The organism is Loigolactobacillus bifermentans DSM 20003 (assembly GCF_001434575.1).
Lineage (GTDB): Bacteria > Bacillota > Bacilli > Lactobacillales > Lactobacillaceae > Loigolactobacillus > Loigolactobacillus bifermentans.
The window spans coordinates 170,868-190,085 of sequence record NZ_AZDA01000093.1 but is presented as its reverse complement, the minus strand read 5'-3'; the positions used below and the strand labels follow the sequence as shown (position 1 = coordinate 190,085).

General features: G+C 44.0%; 14 protein-coding genes. 1 reads left to right on the top strand and 13 read right to left on the bottom strand.

The genetic code is table 11. The annotated features are described in order from the left end of the window. Window positions 1–187: 187 nt before the first annotated feature. From pflA to parE, 4 genes are all read right to left on the bottom strand, one after another. Complete coding sequence (pflA, locus tag FC07_RS11570; protein WP_057905258.1) at window positions 188–1,009, bottom strand: pyruvate formate-lyase-activating protein; 822 nt, start codon at window positions 1,007–1,009, stop codon at window positions 188–190. Between the two features lie 95 nt (window positions 1,010–1,104). After that, complete coding sequence (gene pflB / locus FC07_RS11565) at window positions 1,105–3,363, bottom strand: formate C-acetyltransferase (RefSeq protein WP_057905257.1); 2,259 nt, start codon at window positions 3,361–3,363, stop codon at window positions 1,105–1,107. Window positions 3,364–3,699: 336 nt separating this feature from the next. Continuing rightward, complete coding sequence (gene parC, locus FC07_RS11560; protein WP_057905256.1) at window positions 3,700–6,150, bottom strand: DNA topoisomerase IV subunit A; 2,451 nt, start codon at window positions 6,148–6,150, stop codon at window positions 3,700–3,702. Window positions 6,151–6,167: 17 nt separating this feature from the next. After that, window positions 6,168–8,168 carry a DNA topoisomerase IV subunit B gene (gene parE, locus FC07_RS11555; protein WP_057905255.1) on the bottom strand — a complete coding sequence of 667 codons (2,001 nt, stop codon included), beginning with the start codon at window positions 8,166–8,168 and terminating at the stop codon, window positions 6,168–6,170. Between the two features lie 329 nt (window positions 8,169–8,497). On the opposite strand from parE, the gene plsY reads away from it, so the two are divergent. Then, a complete protein-coding gene (plsY, locus tag FC07_RS11550) occupies window positions 8,498–9,112 on the top strand; it encodes a glycerol-3-phosphate 1-O-acyltransferase PlsY (protein WP_191981095.1) in 615 nt (204 codons plus the stop codon). A gap of 27 nt (window positions 9,113–9,139) precedes the next feature. On the opposite strand, the gene FC07_RS11545 is transcribed toward plsY, so the two are convergent. From FC07_RS11545 to ylqF, 9 genes are all read right to left on the bottom strand, one after another. Then, window positions 9,140–10,030: an aldose 1-epimerase family protein gene (locus FC07_RS11545; protein WP_057905253.1), complete on the bottom strand. Its 891-nt coding sequence runs from the start codon at window positions 10,028–10,030 to the stop codon at window positions 9,140–9,142. Between the two features lie 33 nt (window positions 10,031–10,063). Beyond that, window positions 10,064–11,479, bottom strand: a complete 1,416-nt coding sequence (gene hslU, locus FC07_RS11540; RefSeq protein ID WP_057905252.1) for an ATP-dependent protease ATPase subunit HslU — start codon at window positions 11,477–11,479, stop codon at window positions 10,064–10,066. Between the two features lie 16 nt (window positions 11,480–11,495). Next, entirely contained in the window at window positions 11,496–12,041 is a 546-nt protein-coding gene (gene hslV / locus FC07_RS11535) for an ATP-dependent protease subunit HslV (RefSeq protein WP_057905251.1), read from the bottom strand. Beyond that, complete coding sequence (gene xerC, locus FC07_RS11530) at window positions 12,038–12,970, bottom strand: tyrosine recombinase XerC (protein WP_057905250.1); 933 nt, start codon at window positions 12,968–12,970, stop codon at window positions 12,038–12,040. Before xerC ends, hslV begins: the two co-directional genes overlap by 4 nt. A 69-nt stretch (window positions 12,971–13,039) precedes the next feature. Then, window positions 13,040–14,353 carry a methylenetetrahydrofolate--tRNA-(uracil(54)-C(5))-methyltransferase (FADH(2)-oxidizing) TrmFO gene (gene trmFO, locus FC07_RS11525; protein WP_057905249.1) on the bottom strand — a complete coding sequence of 438 codons (1,314 nt, stop codon included), beginning with the start codon at window positions 14,351–14,353 and terminating at the stop codon, window positions 13,040–13,042. Window positions 14,354–14,372: 19 nt separating this feature from the next. After that, window positions 14,373–16,448: a type I DNA topoisomerase gene (topA, locus tag FC07_RS11520; RefSeq protein WP_057905248.1), complete on the bottom strand. Its 2,076-nt coding sequence runs from the start codon at window positions 16,446–16,448 to the stop codon at window positions 14,373–14,375. Window positions 16,449–16,597: 149 nt separating this feature from the next. Beyond that, on the bottom strand, window positions 16,598–17,482 hold the full coding sequence (gene dprA / locus FC07_RS11515; RefSeq protein WP_057905247.1) for a DNA-processing protein DprA: 885 nt from the start codon (window positions 17,480–17,482) through the stop codon (window positions 16,598–16,600). Between the two features lie 102 nt (window positions 17,483–17,584). Further along, complete coding sequence (locus tag FC07_RS11510) at window positions 17,585–18,343, bottom strand: ribonuclease HII (protein ID WP_057905246.1); 759 nt, start codon at window positions 18,341–18,343, stop codon at window positions 17,585–17,587. Continuing rightward, a complete protein-coding gene (gene ylqF / locus FC07_RS11505; RefSeq protein WP_057905245.1) occupies window positions 18,324–19,193 on the bottom strand; it encodes a ribosome biogenesis GTPase YlqF in 870 nt (289 codons plus the stop codon). The genes FC07_RS11510 and ylqF overlap by 20 nt, the downstream gene beginning before the upstream one ends. Window positions 19,194–19,218: the final 25 nt, after the last annotated feature.

The following is a 19,218-nucleotide window of genomic DNA, read 5'->3' as shown; positions in this document are numbered from 1 at the left end:
ATTACAGACTGAATGGCCGCGATAAGTTTTCGCTGATGCTAATTATACCCAGATTCTAACCAATAATAAAGCAATATACATCTTAAAAAATCACAATATCAAATTTATTAGAATAAAAACAGTATTCATCCCGATTAACCGACTGCACACAAAAGGACGATCAACGCTGATCGTCCTTTTGTCATCACTACTTATAATTCGGATAGTCGCGATACCGCTGATAATCAGCGGTATGCAATAAGTGTTCTGCATTTTTCACCCGTGCGGCAGTTGGGGGCTCGATGCCTTCCAAAGGATATTTCAACCCTAGGCCTTCATATTTATTGACGCCCATGGTGTGATAAGGCAGGACCTCTACTTTATCAACAATTGGTGCAATGGTTTTGATGTAATTGCCGATTTGAATCAGTTGATTGTCATAGTCTGTGCGTTGTGGCACTAAAACGTGACGAATCCAAACGTGTTTGTTGTGATCAAGCATGTACTGCAGCATATCAAAAATATTTTCATTGGACCAACCCGTTAAGCGCTTATGCTCCCGCGGATTGATCTGTTTAATATCGACTAATGAAATATCAGTATAGCGCATTAATTCTTCAAACTTATCAAACCAAGGTTGTTGCCGTGTAAAGGGCTGACCACAAGTATCTAGACAAGTGCGAATGCCCTTCGCATGTGCCTTTTTAAATAAATCAATCAAAAAATCAATTTGTAATAACGCTTCGCCACCGCTAGTGGTGATGCCGCCTTGTTTGCCCCAAAAAGCCTTGTACTTTTCAGCATCGGCCAAAATCTGATCAGCCGTCATTTCATCCCCCACACCTGTGTTCCAAGTATCTGGGTTATGGCAGAATTGACACCGCATCCGACAGCCTTGCAAAAAGAGCACGTAACGAATACCAGGTCCATCAACGGAACCAAAGGTCTCAATCGAGTGAACATAGCCAATTGGCGGGGTTGTTTTATCTAAAACGGCAGTTGCCGGATTGGTTTGCTTATAAATTTCCATCAAGTTACACCTCATTTTCTGAGAACTTGTTCGTAAAACACACAAACGAATTTGTGCGCTTTACGAACAAGTGGCTGCTGCGCCACCTGTGCTGGTTACATTGATTCAAAGAAGGTCCGGGAGATCACATCGTCTTGCTGTTCCTTGGTTAAGTCTGCAAAGTAAACACAGTAACCGGAAACCCGAACGGTTAAAGTTGGGTACTTTTCAGGATGGGCTTGCGCATCACGTAATGTGTCTTTATTAAAGACATTGATGTTTAAGTGCATCCCATTATTTTCCATATAACCGTCGATCATATTAACAAGACTGTCTTTTTGACTGTCCACATCGTTACCTAAGGTCCGCGGTGTAACGCCAAACGTATTTGAAATACCGTCTGTGGCGTACTTATAAGGAATCTTAGCCGTTGATAGTAAGGAAGCCAACGCGCCGTTTTGTTCTGCCCCATAAGCTGGATTTGCCCCTGGTGAGAAAGGTTCACCGGCTTGACGCCCATTTGGCGTTGTTCCTGTGTTCTTGCCATAAACCACATTTGAGGTAATGGTCAACACAGAAGTCGATAACTTCGCATCATGATAGAGATGATGGGTGTTCATCTTGTTATAAAGCTTCTTCACTAACATCTTGCAAATATCATCAGCACGGTCGTCATTATTACCATAACGTGGGAAGTCTTGGTCCGTTTTGAAATCAACGGCAATGCCATCGGCGTCGCGGATCACTTTGACATGACCGTATTTAATGGCTGAAACAGAATCGGTGGCGTGAGACAAACCAGAGATCCCTGTTGCAAACGTATAATCTAAGCGTGAGTTCTTTAAAGCCAATTCTTCTGCTTCATAGTCATACTTATCATGCATATAGTGAATCGCATTTAAAGAGTTGACGTAAACGTCGGCCAACCAGTCCAATTGTTTGTCAAACTTGTCCATGAATTCGTCGTAGTCAATGTATTCACTGGCAATCGCCCCAGTCGATGGCCCAACTTGTTTCTTGCCGATTTCATCAACACCGCCATTAATCGCATATAACACGGCTTTCGCCATATTAGCCCGTGCACCGAAGAATTGGACCCCGTCGGCGATCGGTTGTGCTGATACACAGCAAGCAATGCCATAGTAATCGGTTCCCCATTGGTTACGCATCAACTCGTCGTTTTCATATTGAATTGTTGAACTATCAATAGAAACTGCAGTTGCGTAACGTTTAAAGCCATCCGGTAACCGTTTATCCCACAATAACGTAATATTTGGTTCAGGTGCCGCCCCCATATTATCCAGAGTCTTCAAAACACGGAAAGAGGTTTTATTCACGTGATGCCGCCCGTCCATGCCGACACCAGCCATTGATAAGGTTGCCCAAATCGGATCACCTGAGAAAAGATCGTTATAATCCGTAGTCCGAATAAAGCGCACCAGCCGTAGTTTCATCACAAATTGATCGATTAACTCTTGAGCATCTTTTTCAGTGATCAAGCCTTGATCTAAGTCACGTTGAATATAAATATCCATAAAGGCATCAATACGCCCAACTGACATTGCCGCCCCATTTTGGGTTTTAATGGCTGCTAAGTAACCAAAGTATAACCATTGAACGGCTTCTTGGGCTGTTTTAGCTGGCTTAGAAATATCGTAGCCGTACAAAGCGGCCATTTTTTTCATATTACCTAAGGCGCGATACTGTTCAGAGATTTGTTCCCGTAAACGTAATACCGCGTCAGTCATTTCACCATCACCAGTATTGTTAAAGTCTTTGACCTTATCTGCCATTAACCGATCGATCCCATAAAGGGCGATCCGCGGTAAATCAGGGATGATCCGGCCACGACCATAAGCATCTGGTAACCCTGTTACGATCTTATAATGCCGTGCTTTACGCATATCGGGTGTGTAAACGTCAAACACGCCTTGATTATGTGTTTTACGCCATTCTGTGAAAACTTGGTCCATCTTCTGATCTGGTGTATACCCGTAAGCTTCTAAGGCATCATCGGCCATTCGAATGCCACCAAATGGCATAAAGGCCCGTTTTAACGGTTTATCGGTTTGTAAGCCCACAATTTTTTCCAGATCTTGATCAATATAGCCTGCCGCATGGGATGTTAAAGTCGCAGGAACATCTGTATCTGCATCTAATACACCACCAGCATCGCGTTCTGCCTGTTTCAAAGCCATTACTTTATCATTTAAAATGGTCGTGGCTTCAGTGGGACCCTCTAAGAAGCTTTCATCGCCATCATATTGTGTTAAATTACGTTGGATAAAGTCGCGGACATCAATTTCATCTTGCCAGTCACCGCCAACAAATCCTTGCCAGTAATTTTCCTTTGCAGCTGTTTCAACTTGTTTCATATTGGATAGCCTCCTTGTGACGTACGGTTTCAAAAACATGTAACTGTTTTCATGAATTAGTATAACACAGCGTATATCTGGTGCAAGCCCTTTCTTTGCCGTTAAAACGGCATTTAAGAAAAGTTATCTTTTATTGTCATCACAAAATGCAAGCACTTTAACTGAACGATTTATAAAACTAGTTCAGTTCACTGAACTGTTATATTTTTATTAAAACAGATTACATTATTAATATAACAGTTTTACAACATCGCACCACCTTTTCAACTTAAAAGCTAAAAAAAGAACCACTTTCTCGTTTAAGAAAGCGGTTCAACAAAACAAAATTGGATAAGTTTAAGCTTCAGGCGTAACCTCGATCACCGGATAAGCTAATTCTGGTTGGCCCACTTGTTCAACAGCCATCACAAATGACCCGTTTGAATAGCGGTCTGCCAGTGGATGTGCGGTTAAATCAAGGGTGATCAACTGATTCTGATCTGTTTGGACCAATAACGTCGGTGTTGCAGCAACAGCCGCCAATACTTGAATACGATGTGGTTGCCGTTTTAATTCACGTAAAATCAACATGCCTTTACGGCCGCGAGTGGTTTTAGTGACTTCTTGCGCGGCCATACATTTCAAGGCACCACGTTGGGTTAACACTGCCACTGGTTCCGTACCAGCTGGGTCCACTAACACAAATCCAACCACCTGATCTTCAGCGGTTAAATTAATCGCCTTGGCCCCGGCCGCTTTACTACCGCTTTCAGGTACCTCGCTTAACGCATAACGCAACCCATATCCACGGTGGGTGGCCAAAAAGACATCGCGTTGGTCGATTTGATCAACAGGAACATACAACACATCAACCACCTGTGCTGCGCTATCCTTTAATTTAATTGCTTGTGCGACCCGTGTTTTGTAAGTTCGTCCTGGTAAAAATTGATCAAAAGCCGATTGCTTGATCAAACCATCACTGGTCACAAAAACAAAATGGCCTGTTTGCTTTAAATCTGGAAACGCAAATGCCTTCAAGATCACTTCATTTTCAGCTAAACCAATGGTTTGAGAGATATGCTCACCCGGATCTTTCCAACGACTATCGGTGATCTCATAAATAGGCCGATAAATTACATGACCGTGACTGGTAAACATCAGCAGATGATCCAACGTACTTAACTGTTGCTGGAAAATTGGGAAATCTTCGTCTTTCAGACCATCGTCATTTTCTGTTGCATGGTAAGACCGTAAACTACTGCGCTTTAAATAACCAGCATGACTCACCGCAACCATCACGTCTTCTTCAGCCACTAATACTTTCGTCGAAACTTGCAAAGTCTCAATATTGGTTTGAATTTCAGAGCGCCGTGGTGACTCGTATGCTTTGGCCACGCGGCGTAGTTCTTGACGCAACACTTTAGCCAGCGCTTTCGGGTCGGCTAAGATCTGTTGATAAGTTTCAATCTGTTGCGCCAACGCCGCCTGTTCCTTTTGTAACGCCGTAATATCGGTATTGGTTAACCGATAAAGTTGTAACGAAACAATCGCTTCAGCCTGGGCTTCACTAAACGCATATGCCTTAACTAAATTTTGTTTCGCGTCTTTTTTATTTTGACTACTCCGAATGGTTTGAATCACTTGGTCTAAAATCGACAAGGCCTTGATCAAGCCTAAGACAATGTGCTGCCGTGCTTGTGCCTTGTTTAAATTAAAACGTGTCCGTTTCGTAATCACATCTTGTTGATGTTCCAAATAGGCGGTTAAAATCGTCTTTAGCCCTACTTGAACCGGCCGTTGCTGGTAAATAGCCACCATATTAAAGTTATAGCTAATGCGAAGGTCCGTATTTTTCAACAAATAGTTCAGAATCCCTTGTGCGTCAGCGGCCTTTTTCAATTCGATCACGATCGATAAACCACGACGATCACTTTCATCCCGCACCTCTGCGATTCCGTCGACTTTTTTCAGCACACGTAACTCATCAATTTTTTTCACCACCTGCGCCTTATTGACTTCATAAGGTAACTCGGTGACCACGATTTGTTGACGCCCACCACGTAATTCAGTGATTGCTGTCCGCGAGCGGACAACGATCTTGCCACGCCCTGTTTTATAAGCCTGTTTGATTCCAGCTAGGCCTTGGACAACTCCACCAGTGGGAAAATCAGGCCCTTTAACAAACTGCATCAGCTGTTCCAACGTTGCATTTGGGTGCGCTAAGAGATAAATCAACGCTTCGACCACTTCGCCTAAATTGTGCGGCGGAATTTCAGTGGCATAACCGGCTGAGATCCCTGTGGCACCGTTGACCAATAAATTGGGGAAACGCGCTGGTAACACCGTAGGTTCTTCTTCGGTATCATCAAAATTCGGCACAAAATCAACGGTTTCTTTATCAATATCTTGCAACATTTCACCGGCAATTTTGCTTAACCGTGCTTCCGTATAACGCATTGCAGCAGGCGGGTCGCCATCCATTGACCCATTGTTCCCGTGCATGTCGATCAACGGTGCCCGTAACTTCCAGTTTTGACTTAAGCGCACCATGGCTTCGTAAATACTAGAGTCACCATGCGGGTGAAAATTACCCATCACATTCCCAACGGACTTAGCAGACTTCCGAAAGCCCTTGTCATAAGTATTACCATCTTGGTTCATGGCGAATAAGATCCGCCGTTGCACCGGCTTTAAGCCATCCCGAATATCAGGCAACGCCCGTTCTTGAATAATGTATTTTGAGTAACGCCCAAAACGATCGCCCATCACTTCTTCTAGGGTCAATTCTTGAATTTTTTGTTCACTCATTGCTTTGCTCACCTGCTTTACTGCTCATTGTTAAAAAGATCCATTTCCTGCGTTGCTTGGTCTAATTGATCCACTTTGGTTTCCAAAATACTACCTTCTTCAGCCATGGTAAAGGAAACGTTTTCCTCGATCCACTTACGACGCGGCGCCACTTTATCGCCCATTAAGGTCGTCACACGCCGTTCTGCTAAAGCAGCATCATCGATTCGAACGCGAATCAGCGTTCGAGTTGCTGGGTCCATGGTGGTTTCCCAAAGCTGATCGGCGTTCATTTCACCGAGCCCTTTAAACCGTTGCAAGTTAAACTGCTTGCCAAAACTTTTTTCTTCCTTGGCCAGCTCATCATCTGTCCACGCATAACGAATCTTAGCCTGTTTACCAGTGCCTTTTTGTAACTTGTACAAAGGTGGTAAGGCAATATAAACTTTGCCAGCTTCAATTAGCGGTTTCATATAACGATAGAAGAAAGTCAGCAATAAGATTTGAATATGGGCGCCATCGGTATCCGCATCGGTCATGATGATCACTTTATCATAATTGCTATCAGACACCTTAAATTCAGGACCTACGCCGGCACCAATGGTATAGATCATGGTACTGATTTCTTCGTTCTTTAAAATATCATCCATTTTAGCTTTTTGCGTATTAATAACTTTCCCACGCAATGGTAAAATCGCTTGGAATTTCCGGTCACGGCCTTGTTTGGCAGAACCGCCGGCGGAGTCTCCTTCGACTAAATACAATTCATTTTTCTTACTGTTCCGTGATTGTGCTGGGGTTAGCTTCCCGGACAATAGCCGTTCCGTCTTCTTTTTACGCTTGCCATTCCGGCTGTCGTCCCGGGCCTTCCGCGCGGCTTGACGCGCATCCCGAGCCTTTAAGGCCTTTTTGACCATCATTTGGGCAAACTCGCCATTTTCCATTAAGTAATAGCTTAATTGTTCCCCAATGACACTATCAACGGCAGTTCGTGCTTGTGGCGTGCCTAATTTTCCTTTGGTTTGGCCTTCAAACTGAAGCACTTCTTCTGGTACCCGAATGGAAAGCACCCCAGCTAACCCTTCTCGAACATCCGAGCCTTCTAAATTTTTGTCTTTTTCTTTTAATAAATTCATTTTACGGGCATAATCATTAAAAGAACGGGTCATGGCCGTTTTCATTCCGGCTTCATGACTCCCGCCATCATTGGTACGGACATTGTTGACAAAAGACAGAATATTTTCGGAATAACCGTCATTGTACTGACCTGAAAATTCTACTTGAATCCCATCTTTTTCACCAGAGAAGTACATAATTGGACTTAAAACATCTTTATCTTCATTTAAGTAACTAACAAATTCTTGAATGCCATCTTCATAATGATAGATTTCTTGTTTGCCTTCACCACGTTCATCTGTAAAAACAAATTTCACGCCACGTAATAAAAAGGCAGACTCCCGCAATCGTTCTGCCAACGTATTGAAATTAAAAACAGTGGTGGTAAAAATACTGGCATCGGGCTTAAAGGTAATGGTAGTCCCATTCTGTTCCTTGGTTTTACCTAACTTCTTTAAAGTCCCCACTGGTTGACCGCCATTACGGAAGGTTTCTTGAAATTTTTGGCCATCACGCACCACAGTGGCGATCATTTCAGAAGACAACGCATTGACCACACTAGAACCAACACCGTGCAAACCACCAGACGTTTTATAGCCGCCTTGACCAAACTTCCCACCAGCATGCAAGACGGTGAGAATGACTTCAATAGTTGGCAAGCCTGACGCATGCATCCCAGTTGGCATGCCCCGACCAAAATCCCGTACGGTCACGCTGTTATCTGCATGAATAGTAATATCAATTTCTTGGCCAAAACCAGCTAAAGCTTCATCCACGGCATTATCGACAATTTCATACACCAAATGATGTAAGCCGCGACCGTCAGTTGAGCCAATATACATCCCAGGCCGCTTACGAACCGCTTCTAACCCTTCTAAAACTTGGATGGCGCTATCATCATAGTTTGTTTTTTGTTTACGCACACAGTTTCCCCCTTGTATATTCAAGATTTTCAAAAAACTGTTGGAGGATTTTCCATTCCAATCCGTTCTTTTCAACGGCTAACTGGTAGCCATTGCAAGCACAAAATGACCCAGACTGCTGCTGGATCATTTCGGACACACTATCATACCTTATGTGATTTATTGCAAAAAGTCAAAGTCAATTGGAAAATTAACCTGACTTGCGTTTAAAGAATACACGAATATACGTTCGTATGTTCTTTATTATACCATAAATTTAAATCAGATTTGCCGCAACCTTCAAAACCATGCTAAAATACAAACTGTTTAATTCAGTCACAAGGGAGTCCCTGCCATTGAAAATTGTAATCATGTTTATTTGCGCTTATTTATTAGGTTCTATTCCATCAGGCCTTTGGATTGGTCGTGCCTTTTATCACAAAGACATTCGCCAATTAGGCAGTGGAAATATCGGCACCACCAATACGTTTCGTGTTTTAGGGCGTAAAGCCGGCATTGTGGTTTTGTTTATGGATATGTTTAAAGGTACGCTGGCGGCTTGCTTACCTTACTTTTTCCAAAGCTTTCAACATCCTTTGATCAACCCGTTGATCGTTGGCTTAGCTGCTGTTGCTGGGCATAGCTTTTCAATTTTTGATGGCTTTCACGGCGGCAAAGCTGTCGCCACCAGTGCCGGCATGGTGCTGGGCTACAGCCCAATCTTCTTTTTAATTTGCTGGTTGGTGTTTGGAAGCTTGGTTTACTTCACCCGCATGGTCAGCGTGGCCAGTACTTTAGGGATGGTCATTGTTTTCTTGTTATCGTTTCTATTCCACGATGCAGTTTTGTCCATTGTGGCCTTTATTCTCATGGTATTTATCATTTATCTCCACCGCGACAATTTAAAACGTGTTAAAGCTGGTACTGAAAGCAAAGTGCCTTTTGGCTGGCATGCGAAAAAATAAACCTGGCAAGCGCCAGGTTTATTTTTTTTAGAATGCGCGCCGTTGATGAACTTGGATCATATAGTGACGATCGAAGGTTTCCCCCGCATTTAAACGGTTGATCCCCGTTTTTTGTGTCAGCTCGCCAGTACTATCCACACTATCCGCAATGCCCCACCAAGGCTCGATGCACACATAAGGTGCCTGTTTGGGATAAGCAGACCAAATGCCCACATAAGGTGCATCTTCAACGATCAATGAAATCGCACGATAATTTTTTTCTGATTTTAAAGTAAACCGATTTTGATGATGCAATTCGTAGATCATCGCATCATTTTTAAACAATTCATGGGTTAAATCAAGATCTGTATCCGTTGGTGCTAAGGTTTTATGCGCCAGATCGGAATAAGGCCCTGCTAATGGCACTTGGACCCGCGTCTTTTTAGGCTCATAGCTTAAATAATAGTCTTCAAACGACAGCTCAGCACTCATGGGAACATTAAACCCTGGATGGCCGCCAATCGAAAAATAAAGGGGTTTGACAGCCGGATTAGCCACGTGGTAAGCCACTGTTAGTTGGCTATCCTTTAGCGTATAGGTAATGTCTAAACTAAAGGCAAAGGGATAATTGACCCGTGTGATCGGACTGTCTTTTAAATTAAACGTCACAGCATTGGTGGTTTGGGCGGTTACCGTAAAGTCGCAATCCCGCGCAAAACCATGCTGGCCCATTTGATACGTTTTACCTTCATATTGGTACTGATCATCTTTTAGACGCCCGACAAATGGGAATAATACTGGTGCATGTCGCCCCCAATATTGTGGGTCTGCCTGCCAAATATAGTCAAACCCCGAATCTTTGGACACCAAGTGACATAGCTCGGCACCTTTTTCCAAAAATTCGGCTGTTAAAAATTGATTTTCGATTGTTACTGTCATCTTGTCAACTTCCTTCTGCGATTTTGTATGGTCTTACAAAATGTAGCGGCTTAAATCTTTATCCGCACTAATATTACCGATTTTATCCATCACATATTGCTCGGTAATCGTAATATCACCCATTGCCATATCTGGGCCTTCGTAAAGAATATCTTCCAAAAGCTTCTCAAGAATGGTGTGCAACCGCCGTGCGCCAATATTTTCGGTATTATGGTTTACGTCATAAGCAATACTTGCGATCTTCTCAATAGCTTCTTTGGTAAAGGTGGTGTGAATATTGTCCGTTGCAATCAAGGCCATATATTGCTTCACTAAAGCATTGTTGGGTTCCGTTAAGATCCGCACAAAATCTGCTTGGGTCAAGTCATCTAATTCGACCCGAATCGGCAACCGACCTTGCAATTCAGCAATGAGATCACTGGGTTTGCTTTCCGCAAAGGCACCAGAAGCAATGAACAAAATATGGTCGGTGTTGATCACACCGTACTTGGTTGAAATGGCAGAACCTTCAACGATTGGTAAAATATCCCGTTGTACACCTTCACGTGAGACTTCACCACTATTTTTTTGTGCCGTTGAGGCAATTTTATCAATTTCATCAATGAAAATAATGCCGGTATCTTCAGCGCGTTTAATGGCATCATGATAGAGATCTGCTGCATTGACCAACTTTTCAGACTCTTCACGAATAAAGACTTCGCGGGCTTCTTTCACCGTGACGGTACGTTGAATCTTCTTTTTAGGCGTTAAGGCGCCTAAAGTGGCCGATAAGTCGATTCCCATTTGGCCCATCATATTGTTATTCATGGCCATATTTTGTTGGGGATCATCCATTTCAATAGTGACATCTTGGCTTTCTAATAAACCACGATCTAACTGTTCTTTAACAGACAACCGTTGATCCCGGACCTGATCCGTCACTTCTTCTTGTTCATCAGGCTGAGTTGGATCTTGACCTGCTTGCATGGCGTTGACCATGTTCATCAAGTTTTGGAATTGATTCCCGTTTTGTTGCTTCTGTTTTTTCACGCCTGGCACCAGTAACTTCACTAAGCGTTTATCAGCAGCACGGCTCGCCTCGCTACGCACTTTTTGGTATTCCGTTTTCCGTTCCATTTCAATGGCGACGTCTAATAGGTCGCGCACCATGGATTCCACATCCCGGCCTACGTAACCCACTTCAGTAAATTTAGTGGCTTCAACTTTAATAAACGGTGCCTGTACGATTTTAGCTAACCGACGGGCAATTTCAGTTTTACCAACCCCAGTTGGGCCGATCATCAGCATGTTTTTAGGCGTGATCTCATCTTGCATATCCTCAGAAAGTTGCATCCGCCGGTACCGATTCCGCAATGCGACCGCAATCGCTTTTTTAGCTTTTTCTTGGCCGATCACATATTCATCTAAGGCCGCAACGATTTGTTTCGGTGTTTTTTCAGATTGTCCCATTCAGTCTAACCTCACTTTATAATTCTTCCACAATAATATGGTGATTGGTGAAAATATCAATATCGCCTGCTATGCCAATGGCTGCTTGTGCAATGTCTTTTGCCGTCATGTCAGTGGTATGTTGGGTTAATGCTTTGGCAGCGGCTAACGCATAATTACCGCCTGAACCGATGGCTAAAATATTATCATCCGGTTCAATGACTTCACCGCTACCGGATACCATTAATAGTTGGTCTTTATTCATGACGATCAATAACGCTTCTAATTTTTGTAATGCTTGATCAGAACGCCATTCCTGCGCTAATTCAACGGCTGCCCGGGTTAAATTACCACTAAACTCATTTAATTTCTTTTCAAAGCGGTCTTCCAAATTAAAGGCGTCCGCCACACTACCGGCAAACCCGACCACGACTTCATCGTGGTAAATGCGCCGCACTTTACGTGCCGTGCCCTTCATGATCACAGATTCACCCATGGTGACCTGGCCGTCGCCAGCCATGGCTAAATGGCCCTGGTGTTTTACGGCACAAATAGTTGTTGCTTCAAATTTTGGTGCTGTCATTTATCATTAACCTCACTTTTTTCAGTGGTCGCCCGCGGGAAATACTTGCGGTAATCGGCCTGCAAATGTTGTGTTGTCACATGGGTATAGATCTGAGTCGTTGATAAACTACTATGCCCAAGGAGTTCTTGTACGCTACGTAGGTCCGCTCCGTTGTTTAATAAAGCGGTGGCAAAACTGTGGCGCAATTTATGGGGATGGATCTTACTGGTTAAACTGCTTTTTTTGATCAACTGATTCAAAATATATTCGACACCAGTGGTGGTCAATTGATGTCCACGCTGATTCACAAACACATAATCGTGGGTTTGCGCATACTTTGTCATTAACGGCGTCCGACACCCGACAAAGTAACGTTGCAAGGCTTCAGTGGCGTACTGACCAAAAGGCACATAACGATCCTTATTACCTTTCCCGTGGATCAGCATCATATCCAGGCCGAAGTCAATGGCCGGCATGGTCAGATTGGTCAGCTCGCTGACCCGAATCCCAGTATCAAATAAAATCTCTAAAATCGCAGCATTGCGCAAGGTCAGTGGTGCATCACCTTGCGTCGCTTCAAATAGCGTTGCCAATTCTTTGCCATAAAAGAAGTCCGGCAAATGCTTCTTGGCATTGCGTAATTGAATCGTTGCAAAAGGATTAACGGCCACAAACTCATTTTTAACCAGATAGTTATAAAACGAGCGTAAACTGGAAATTTTTCTTGAAACTGTGGTGCGTTGGTAGCGGGCTTCGTATAAAGCGCTTAAATAAGTTTTGACGTCCAACAATTCAACTTTTTTGAAGGATGTGATCCCGCCATTTTGTTTTAAAAAGGTCACAAACGCTAAAATATCGCTGTGATACGCTTTAACTGTTTGATCACTGTACCGACGTTCAACGCTTAAATACTGGATAAAGAGGTCGATCCAATCATTTTCTAGCAAAAAAATCCCTCCAAATCATACCTACGATAATAAGCGTAGCACATGGTTGGAAGGAATGAAACGGCCGACTTATTGAATTTTTTCTAAAAATTCAGTCAAGGTTGCTAAAGAACGGTCAGCCAACGCTTGGTTCCGTGCTTGCTTATCGCGAATGCGTTTGTCTAACCCCTTAAACAAACCAAAATTTGCGTTCATCGGCTGAAAATGCCGCGCATTGGTGTGGGTAATGTAATGCGCCATGGCACCTAACGCCGTTTCGGTTGGGAAAACGACAGGTTCCTGACCACTGGCCAAACGTGCGGCGTTAATCCCAGCTACTAACCCGCTGGCGGCACTTTCGACATAGCCTTCAACCCCAGTCATTTGACCGGCGAAAAATAAATCAGGCCGTTGCTGCGTTTGATAAGTCGGCGCCAACAACTTCGGTGAATTCATAAATGAGTTCCGATGCATCACGCCATACCGCACAAACTCCGCATGCTCTAAACCAGGAATCATTTGGAAGACCCGCTTTTGTGCACCCCATTTTAAATGGGTCTGAAAGCCCACAATATTGTAAAGGCTCCCGGCTGCATTATCCTGCCGTAATTGTACCACTGCATAAGGCTGCTTCCCTGTATGTGGGTCTTCTAACCCAACCGGCTTTAATGGCCCAAATAACATGGTTTTCAAGCCACGTTTGGCCATCACTTCAATAGGCATACACCCTTCGAAAAACTGTTCCTTTTCAAAGCCATGGGTCTCAGCTGTTTCTGCCGTTACCAAAGCCTTATAAAACGCCTCAAATTCGTCTTTGTTCATGGGGCAGTTCAGGTAAGCTGCTTCGCCACGATCATAACGCGACTTTAAATAGACTTTATCAAAATTGATCGAGTCTTTACTTAAAATTGGGGCAGCGGCGTCGTAGAAATAAAACCCTTCACTTTGGGTGAAGTTCTGAATCGCAGTCGCCAAACTGTCAGAAGTAAGTGGCCCAGTTGCCACCACCGTCGGACCAGTTGGCAATGCTGTGATCTCTTCATGATGAATCGTGACGTTAGGCAATGCTTGGATCTGAGCTGTGATCTCAGCCGAAAAAGGCTCGCGATCAACCGCTAATGCGCCACCTGCCGGTACAGCATTATGATCCGCAGCCGCTAAGATCAATGAATCTAGCTGCCGCATTTCTTCTTTGATCAAGCCCACTGCATTGGTGAGCTGATTGGCGCGTAATGAGTTGGTACACACTAATTCAGCAAATTGATCCGTATGGTGTGCTGGGGTTGATTTAACTGGACGCATTTCATAGAGATCGACTGTGATGCCGCGCTTGGCCAATTGCCAAGTGGCTTCACTTCCGGCTAAGCCGGCGCCAATCACCGTTACATGTTGCGGTTGTGTCATGCCAATGCCTCATTTCTCATTATTTTTGAATGTCTTCGTGATAATCGCCATTTGGGCAAAGTACTTGCTTGCCGCCTTTGACCTTCTTTTCAACCAAATAATGGTCACATTTAGGACAACTCCGGCCAACTGGCTTGTCCCAAGAAACGAAGTCACAATCAGGGTAACGATTACAACCGTAGAAGATTCGGTTCTTCTTAGACTTACGTTCAACGACTTGGCCTTTGCCACAAACTGGACACGTAATCCCAATTTCCTTCACGATCGGCTTAGTATTACGACAATCCGGGAAACGGCTACAAGCATAAAACTTACCATAACGACCGAGCTTGATCACCATTGGGGCGCCACAAATATCACAGTCAAAACCGGCCGGTTCGTCTTTGATTTGAACTTTTTCGATTTTAGTTTCAGCCGAACTAACTTCCTTGGCAAAAGGCTGGTAAAATTCATCGACCACCTTGATCCACTGTTGCTTCCCGGCTTCAATGGCATCTAAATCGTTTTCCAAGCCCGCTGTAAAGTCAATATTGACAATGTCTGGGAAGAATTCAACGATGATCTTATTGACGATTTCCCCTAACTCTGTGGGTTCAAAATGTTTGGCCACTAATTTGACATAGTAACGGCGTTGAATGGTTTCGATGGTTGGCGCATATGTTGATGGCCGACCCACACCATTTTCTTCCAACGTTTTGATCAACGTGGCTTCAGAATAACGTGCTGGTGGCTGAGTGAAATGTTGATTCGGTTCATTTTTAACCAATTTTACTGCATCACCAACGGCCAGATCTGGTAATTGATTGCTTTTTTTATCGTTGCTGGTTGAATCGTAAACTTTGGTAAACCCAGGGAACTTCATTTTTGCCCCATTTGCTCGATAAACCACACCATTTTGTTCAATCGTCACCGCCATGGTGTCCAACACAGCAGGGGTCATTTGGCTGGCCACAAAACGGGACCAAATCAGTTTATACAGCTTCATTTGGTCTTTGTCTAAAACTTTGGCTAAGCTAGCAGGGGTCCGTTTGACAGAGGACGGCCGAATTGCTTCGTGGGCATCCTGTGCGCCTTCGGGGTTTTTGGTTTTACGAATCTTTAATGCCGCATATTCTTCGCCGTAAGCTTCATGAATAAACTCACTTGCTTCGTGCTTGGCAATTTGCGAGATCCGCGTGGAGTCCGTCCGCATATAGGTGATCAGCCCAACGCTCCCTTGACGGCCACCTAAGTTAATGCCTTCATACAGCTGTTGCGCCACCATCATGGTTTTTCGCGTTCGGAAGTTTAAGCGTCGAACGGCCTCTTGCTGCAAGGAACTGGTGGTAAACGGTGCTTGTGGGAATCGTTTCCGTTCACGTTTGGTCACTTTAGTGATGTCAAACGGGTCTTTAGGCGCAAGTTTTGCTAATACACTTTCGGTTTCCGTCTGATTCTTCAAGGCTAATTTTTTGCCGTCGATTCCATAAAAACTGGCATTAAATTTCTTAGTGCCCTTTTTAAACTGAGAATCAATGGTCCAATACTCTTCTGGTTTAAAGGCTTTGATCTCATTTTCTCGGTCAATAATGATCTTCAACGCAATCGACTGCACCCGACCAGCACTGAGCCCTTTTTTTACCTTTTTCCATAGCAGCGGTGAAATTGAATACCCTACTAAACGATCCATGATCCGCCGTGCTTGCTGAGCATCTACCAAGTCCATATCAATACTACGTGGGGTTTTAAAGGCATTTTTAACGGCATCTTTGGTGATTTCGTTAAAGGTCACGCGATTTTTACCTTTAGGATCTAAGCCTAAAATATGAGAGACATGCCAAGCAATCGCTTCTCCTTCACGATCCGGATCAGAAGCAAGATAAACTTTTTCTGCTTTTTTAGCATATTTTTTTAAATCTTTAATAACGGCACCTTTCCCACGAATGGAAATATAATGCGGTTCATAATCGTGGTCAAAATCAATGCCCATTTTACTTTTTGGTAAGTCGCGAATATGTCCTAAGCTCGCGACGACTTTGTAATTACGTCCTAAATATTTTTCAATTGTTTTCGCTTTAGATGGCGATTCAACAATGACTAAATTCTTATAAGCCATAGTCAGACTCCTTTAACTTGAGTTACAGCAATGCCGCATAAAGCGGATTCCTGATGAACATCATCCCAGAAAGGCGATGATGTAAGTCGCTAAACATCATATGCCATAGGTAAGCGGTTTGTCAACTAAACTTAATTTTTCCTACTATATTATAACGTGAAATCTTGTATTTCGGTTAATAAATCCGCCACTGTGAGTAGTGGTTTAGCGCCTGCTTGGATCAATTCATTACACCCGACGGATAACGGGGCATCAACAGGACCAGGCACAGCCAGCACATTTCGATTTTCGTTTAAGGCCTGGTTGGCGGTGATCAAACTACCGCTGCGGTGACGGGCCTCAGTGACACAAAGCGCCTGGCAAAGACCTGCTAAAATCCGATTGCGTTGCGGAAAATTGTACCGGTTAGGCGGCGTTCCCAGCGGAAACTCTGATAAGACTAACCCTACCTGACCAATCCGCATTTGTAAACTTTGATGCTGACGTGGATACACTTGATCTAACCCAGTACCGATCACCGCAATCGTACTGCCTTGCGCGTGTAAAGCTGCTAAATGGGCCATACTATCCGCACCGGCGGCTAACCCGCTGACCACGCCAAACTCACGTTTACACAATTCAGGTACCAGTGCATTGATGATCCGACGCGAATAATCAGTGGCTTGACGGGCACCAACAAACGTCACCAGTGGCCGTTGTAAACACTGTAAGTTGCCTTGATAAAATAAAACACTTGGCGGTTGATAAATTTCTTTCAGTTGTACAGGGTAAACGGCATCTAAAATGGTAACCCATTGCGCTTCGTGCTGATGCCGTTGTACTTGTTGCTGCAATGTATCACCGGTAAAATCAACGCAAAAGCGGTGGCGCGCGGCCCCTTTTAAATGCGCAAAATTGGCTAAACGTTCCACCGATAAATGGGCCAGATCAAAGTTATCAGGCAATTGGGCCAGCAACGCCGCTAAACGAAGCTCACCTTTTAACCCGATTCCAGCTGCCAGATGAAGTTTTAATAAAAGTTCATTTTTTGTCATCATGATCCCTTCTTTCACTATAAACTCCGTTAAAAAGGGCCAAAACTTTTAAAAAATAAAAAAAGAGCCATGACAAAACACCCGTCATCACTCTTAAAATTTTTATAAATATTGTCGCACTGGTGCAAAACTTTGGCGATGAGCTGGGGAAACGCCATATTTAGCCAAACCTGCTAAATGTTTTGCCGTGCCGTAACCAGCGTTTTTGGCAAAATCATAACCAGGGTAAGCTCGATCATAGGCTACCATCAATTGGTCCCTGATCACCTTGGCCACAATACTGGCAGCCCCGATGCTGACGCTGTTGGCATCCCCTTTAAACATGCTTTCTCGCGGAATCGGCGTGTTTAACTTCACCGCATCGATCAATAAATAATCGGGGTGCACCGGTAAATTTGCCACTGCCTGTAGCATCGCACGTTTCGTTGCTTCCAAAATGTTGATTTGATCAATTACTGCCACGTCGCTGACCCCAACACCAATTGCCACTGCTTGTTCCAAAATTTGATGGTACAACTTTAACCGTAAGGCTGGCCGTAGCTGTTTCGAATCATTGACATCAAGTAAGGCAAAATCATGGGGTAAAATCACGGCCGCTGTTACCACAGGTCCCGCTAACGGTCCGCGACCCACCTCATCGATCCCTGCAATATTGGGATATTGCGGCCACAACTGGCGCTCATAACGTTCACGCTGATGAAAGGCAGCCTTTTTAGCTGCGAGTTGTTCCTGTTCGCGTTGATAATGTTGCCACAGCTGTTGTGCCCCTTTACGGGGATCAGCCGCTAACGTGGCCAAAAATGCAGGCGTTGGTGCTTGGGCTAATTGTTCGCGTAACGCCTTAATCGTCAAGCGTGTCATCAGCGACCTCCTGCACATGGTCCAAAGTGAACCGACCTAACTTACCTTTACGGCAATCAATAATGATCCGCTCACTGGCGCGATCATAGTCATCACGAAAACCTAACTTTTGGGTGATCTGCAATAATAAATCTGGTAAGGGTTGTGCTAAATCAGCAGTGGTCACATGATAGCGTTGTACCAAACGGTCTGGAAAATACTGTTTGAAAAATGCTAAGGCATACAAGGCCACATCATCCGCATGATACAGGGAGTCCTTAATCGCACCTGTTAAAGCCAATTTTTTACCAATGATCGGGTCCTCAAATTTAGGCCACAAAATCCCAGGTGTATCTAACAAAGCCAGCTGTTGCCCAGCTTTTAGCCACTGTTGCTTTTTGGTGACCCCAGGGTGATTGCCTGTAATCGCCACATTACGCTTAACCAAGCGGTTTAAAATAGTTGATTTCCCTGAATTAGGAATCCCAATACAAATTGCCTTAATGGCTTTATTTTGAATCCCTTTTTCCCGTTGCCGGGCAATTTTATCAGCTAAAACCTGTTGTGCCAGTTGCTCAATTTGTTTTGCATTTTGCTGATGCTGTGAATCAATGGCTAGCGCTGGGATGTTTAAGGTAGTCCGGGCATAGTTTAACCATTGTTGGGTTTGATTAGGATCTGCTAAATCTGCTTTATTTAAAATCAATAGGCGTGGTTTGTCTTGAATCAATTGATCTAAAACAGGATTGCGTGACGACCAAGGCAAGCGCGCGTCAACAATTTCAAACACAATGTCGACTAACTTTAACCGTTCCTGCACTTCCCGCTTGGCTTTGGCCATGTGGCCGGGATACCATTGAATTGTTGCCATAATAAATGAATTCCTTTCGTACTGC

What these genes read in the sequence shown, in the direction of transcription:
- parC (WP_057905256.1), bottom strand. Translation starts at nt 6,150, where the DNA reads ATGAGTGAACAAAAAATTCAAGAATTGACCCTAGAAGAAGTGATGGGC.
- topA (WP_057905248.1), bottom strand. Translation starts at nt 16,448, where the DNA reads ATGGCTTATAAGAATTTAGTCATTGTTGAATCGCCATCTAAAGCGAAA.
- FC07_RS11510 (WP_057905246.1), bottom strand. Translation starts at nt 18,343, where the DNA reads ATGACACGCTTGACGATTAAGGCGTTACGCGAACAATTAGCCCAAGCA.
- ylqF (WP_057905245.1), bottom strand. Translation starts at nt 19,193, where the DNA reads ATGGCAACAATTCAATGGTATCCCGGCCACATGGCCAAAGCCAAGCGG.
- pflA (WP_057905258.1), bottom strand. Translation starts at nt 1,009, where the DNA reads ATGGAAATTTATAAGCAAACCAATCCGGCAACTGCCGTTTTAGATAAA.
- dprA (WP_057905247.1), bottom strand. Translation starts at nt 17,482, where the DNA reads ATGACAAAAAATGAACTTTTATTAAAACTTCATCTGGCAGCTGGAATC.
- hslV (WP_057905251.1), bottom strand. Translation starts at nt 12,041, where the DNA reads ATGACAGCACCAAAATTTGAAGCAACAACTATTTGTGCCGTAAAACAC.
- FC07_RS11545 (WP_057905253.1), bottom strand. Translation starts at nt 10,030, where the DNA reads ATGACAGTAACAATCGAAAATCAATTTTTAACAGCCGAATTTTTGGAA.
- hslU (WP_057905252.1), bottom strand. Translation starts at nt 11,479, where the DNA reads ATGGGACAATCTGAAAAAACACCGAAACAAATCGTTGCGGCCTTAGAT.
- pflB (WP_057905257.1), bottom strand. Translation starts at nt 3,363, where the DNA reads ATGAAACAAGTTGAAACAGCTGCAAAGGAAAATTACTGGCAAGGATTT.
- trmFO (WP_057905249.1), bottom strand. Translation starts at nt 14,353, where the DNA reads ATGACACAACCGCAACATGTAACGGTGATTGGCGCCGGCTTAGCCGGA.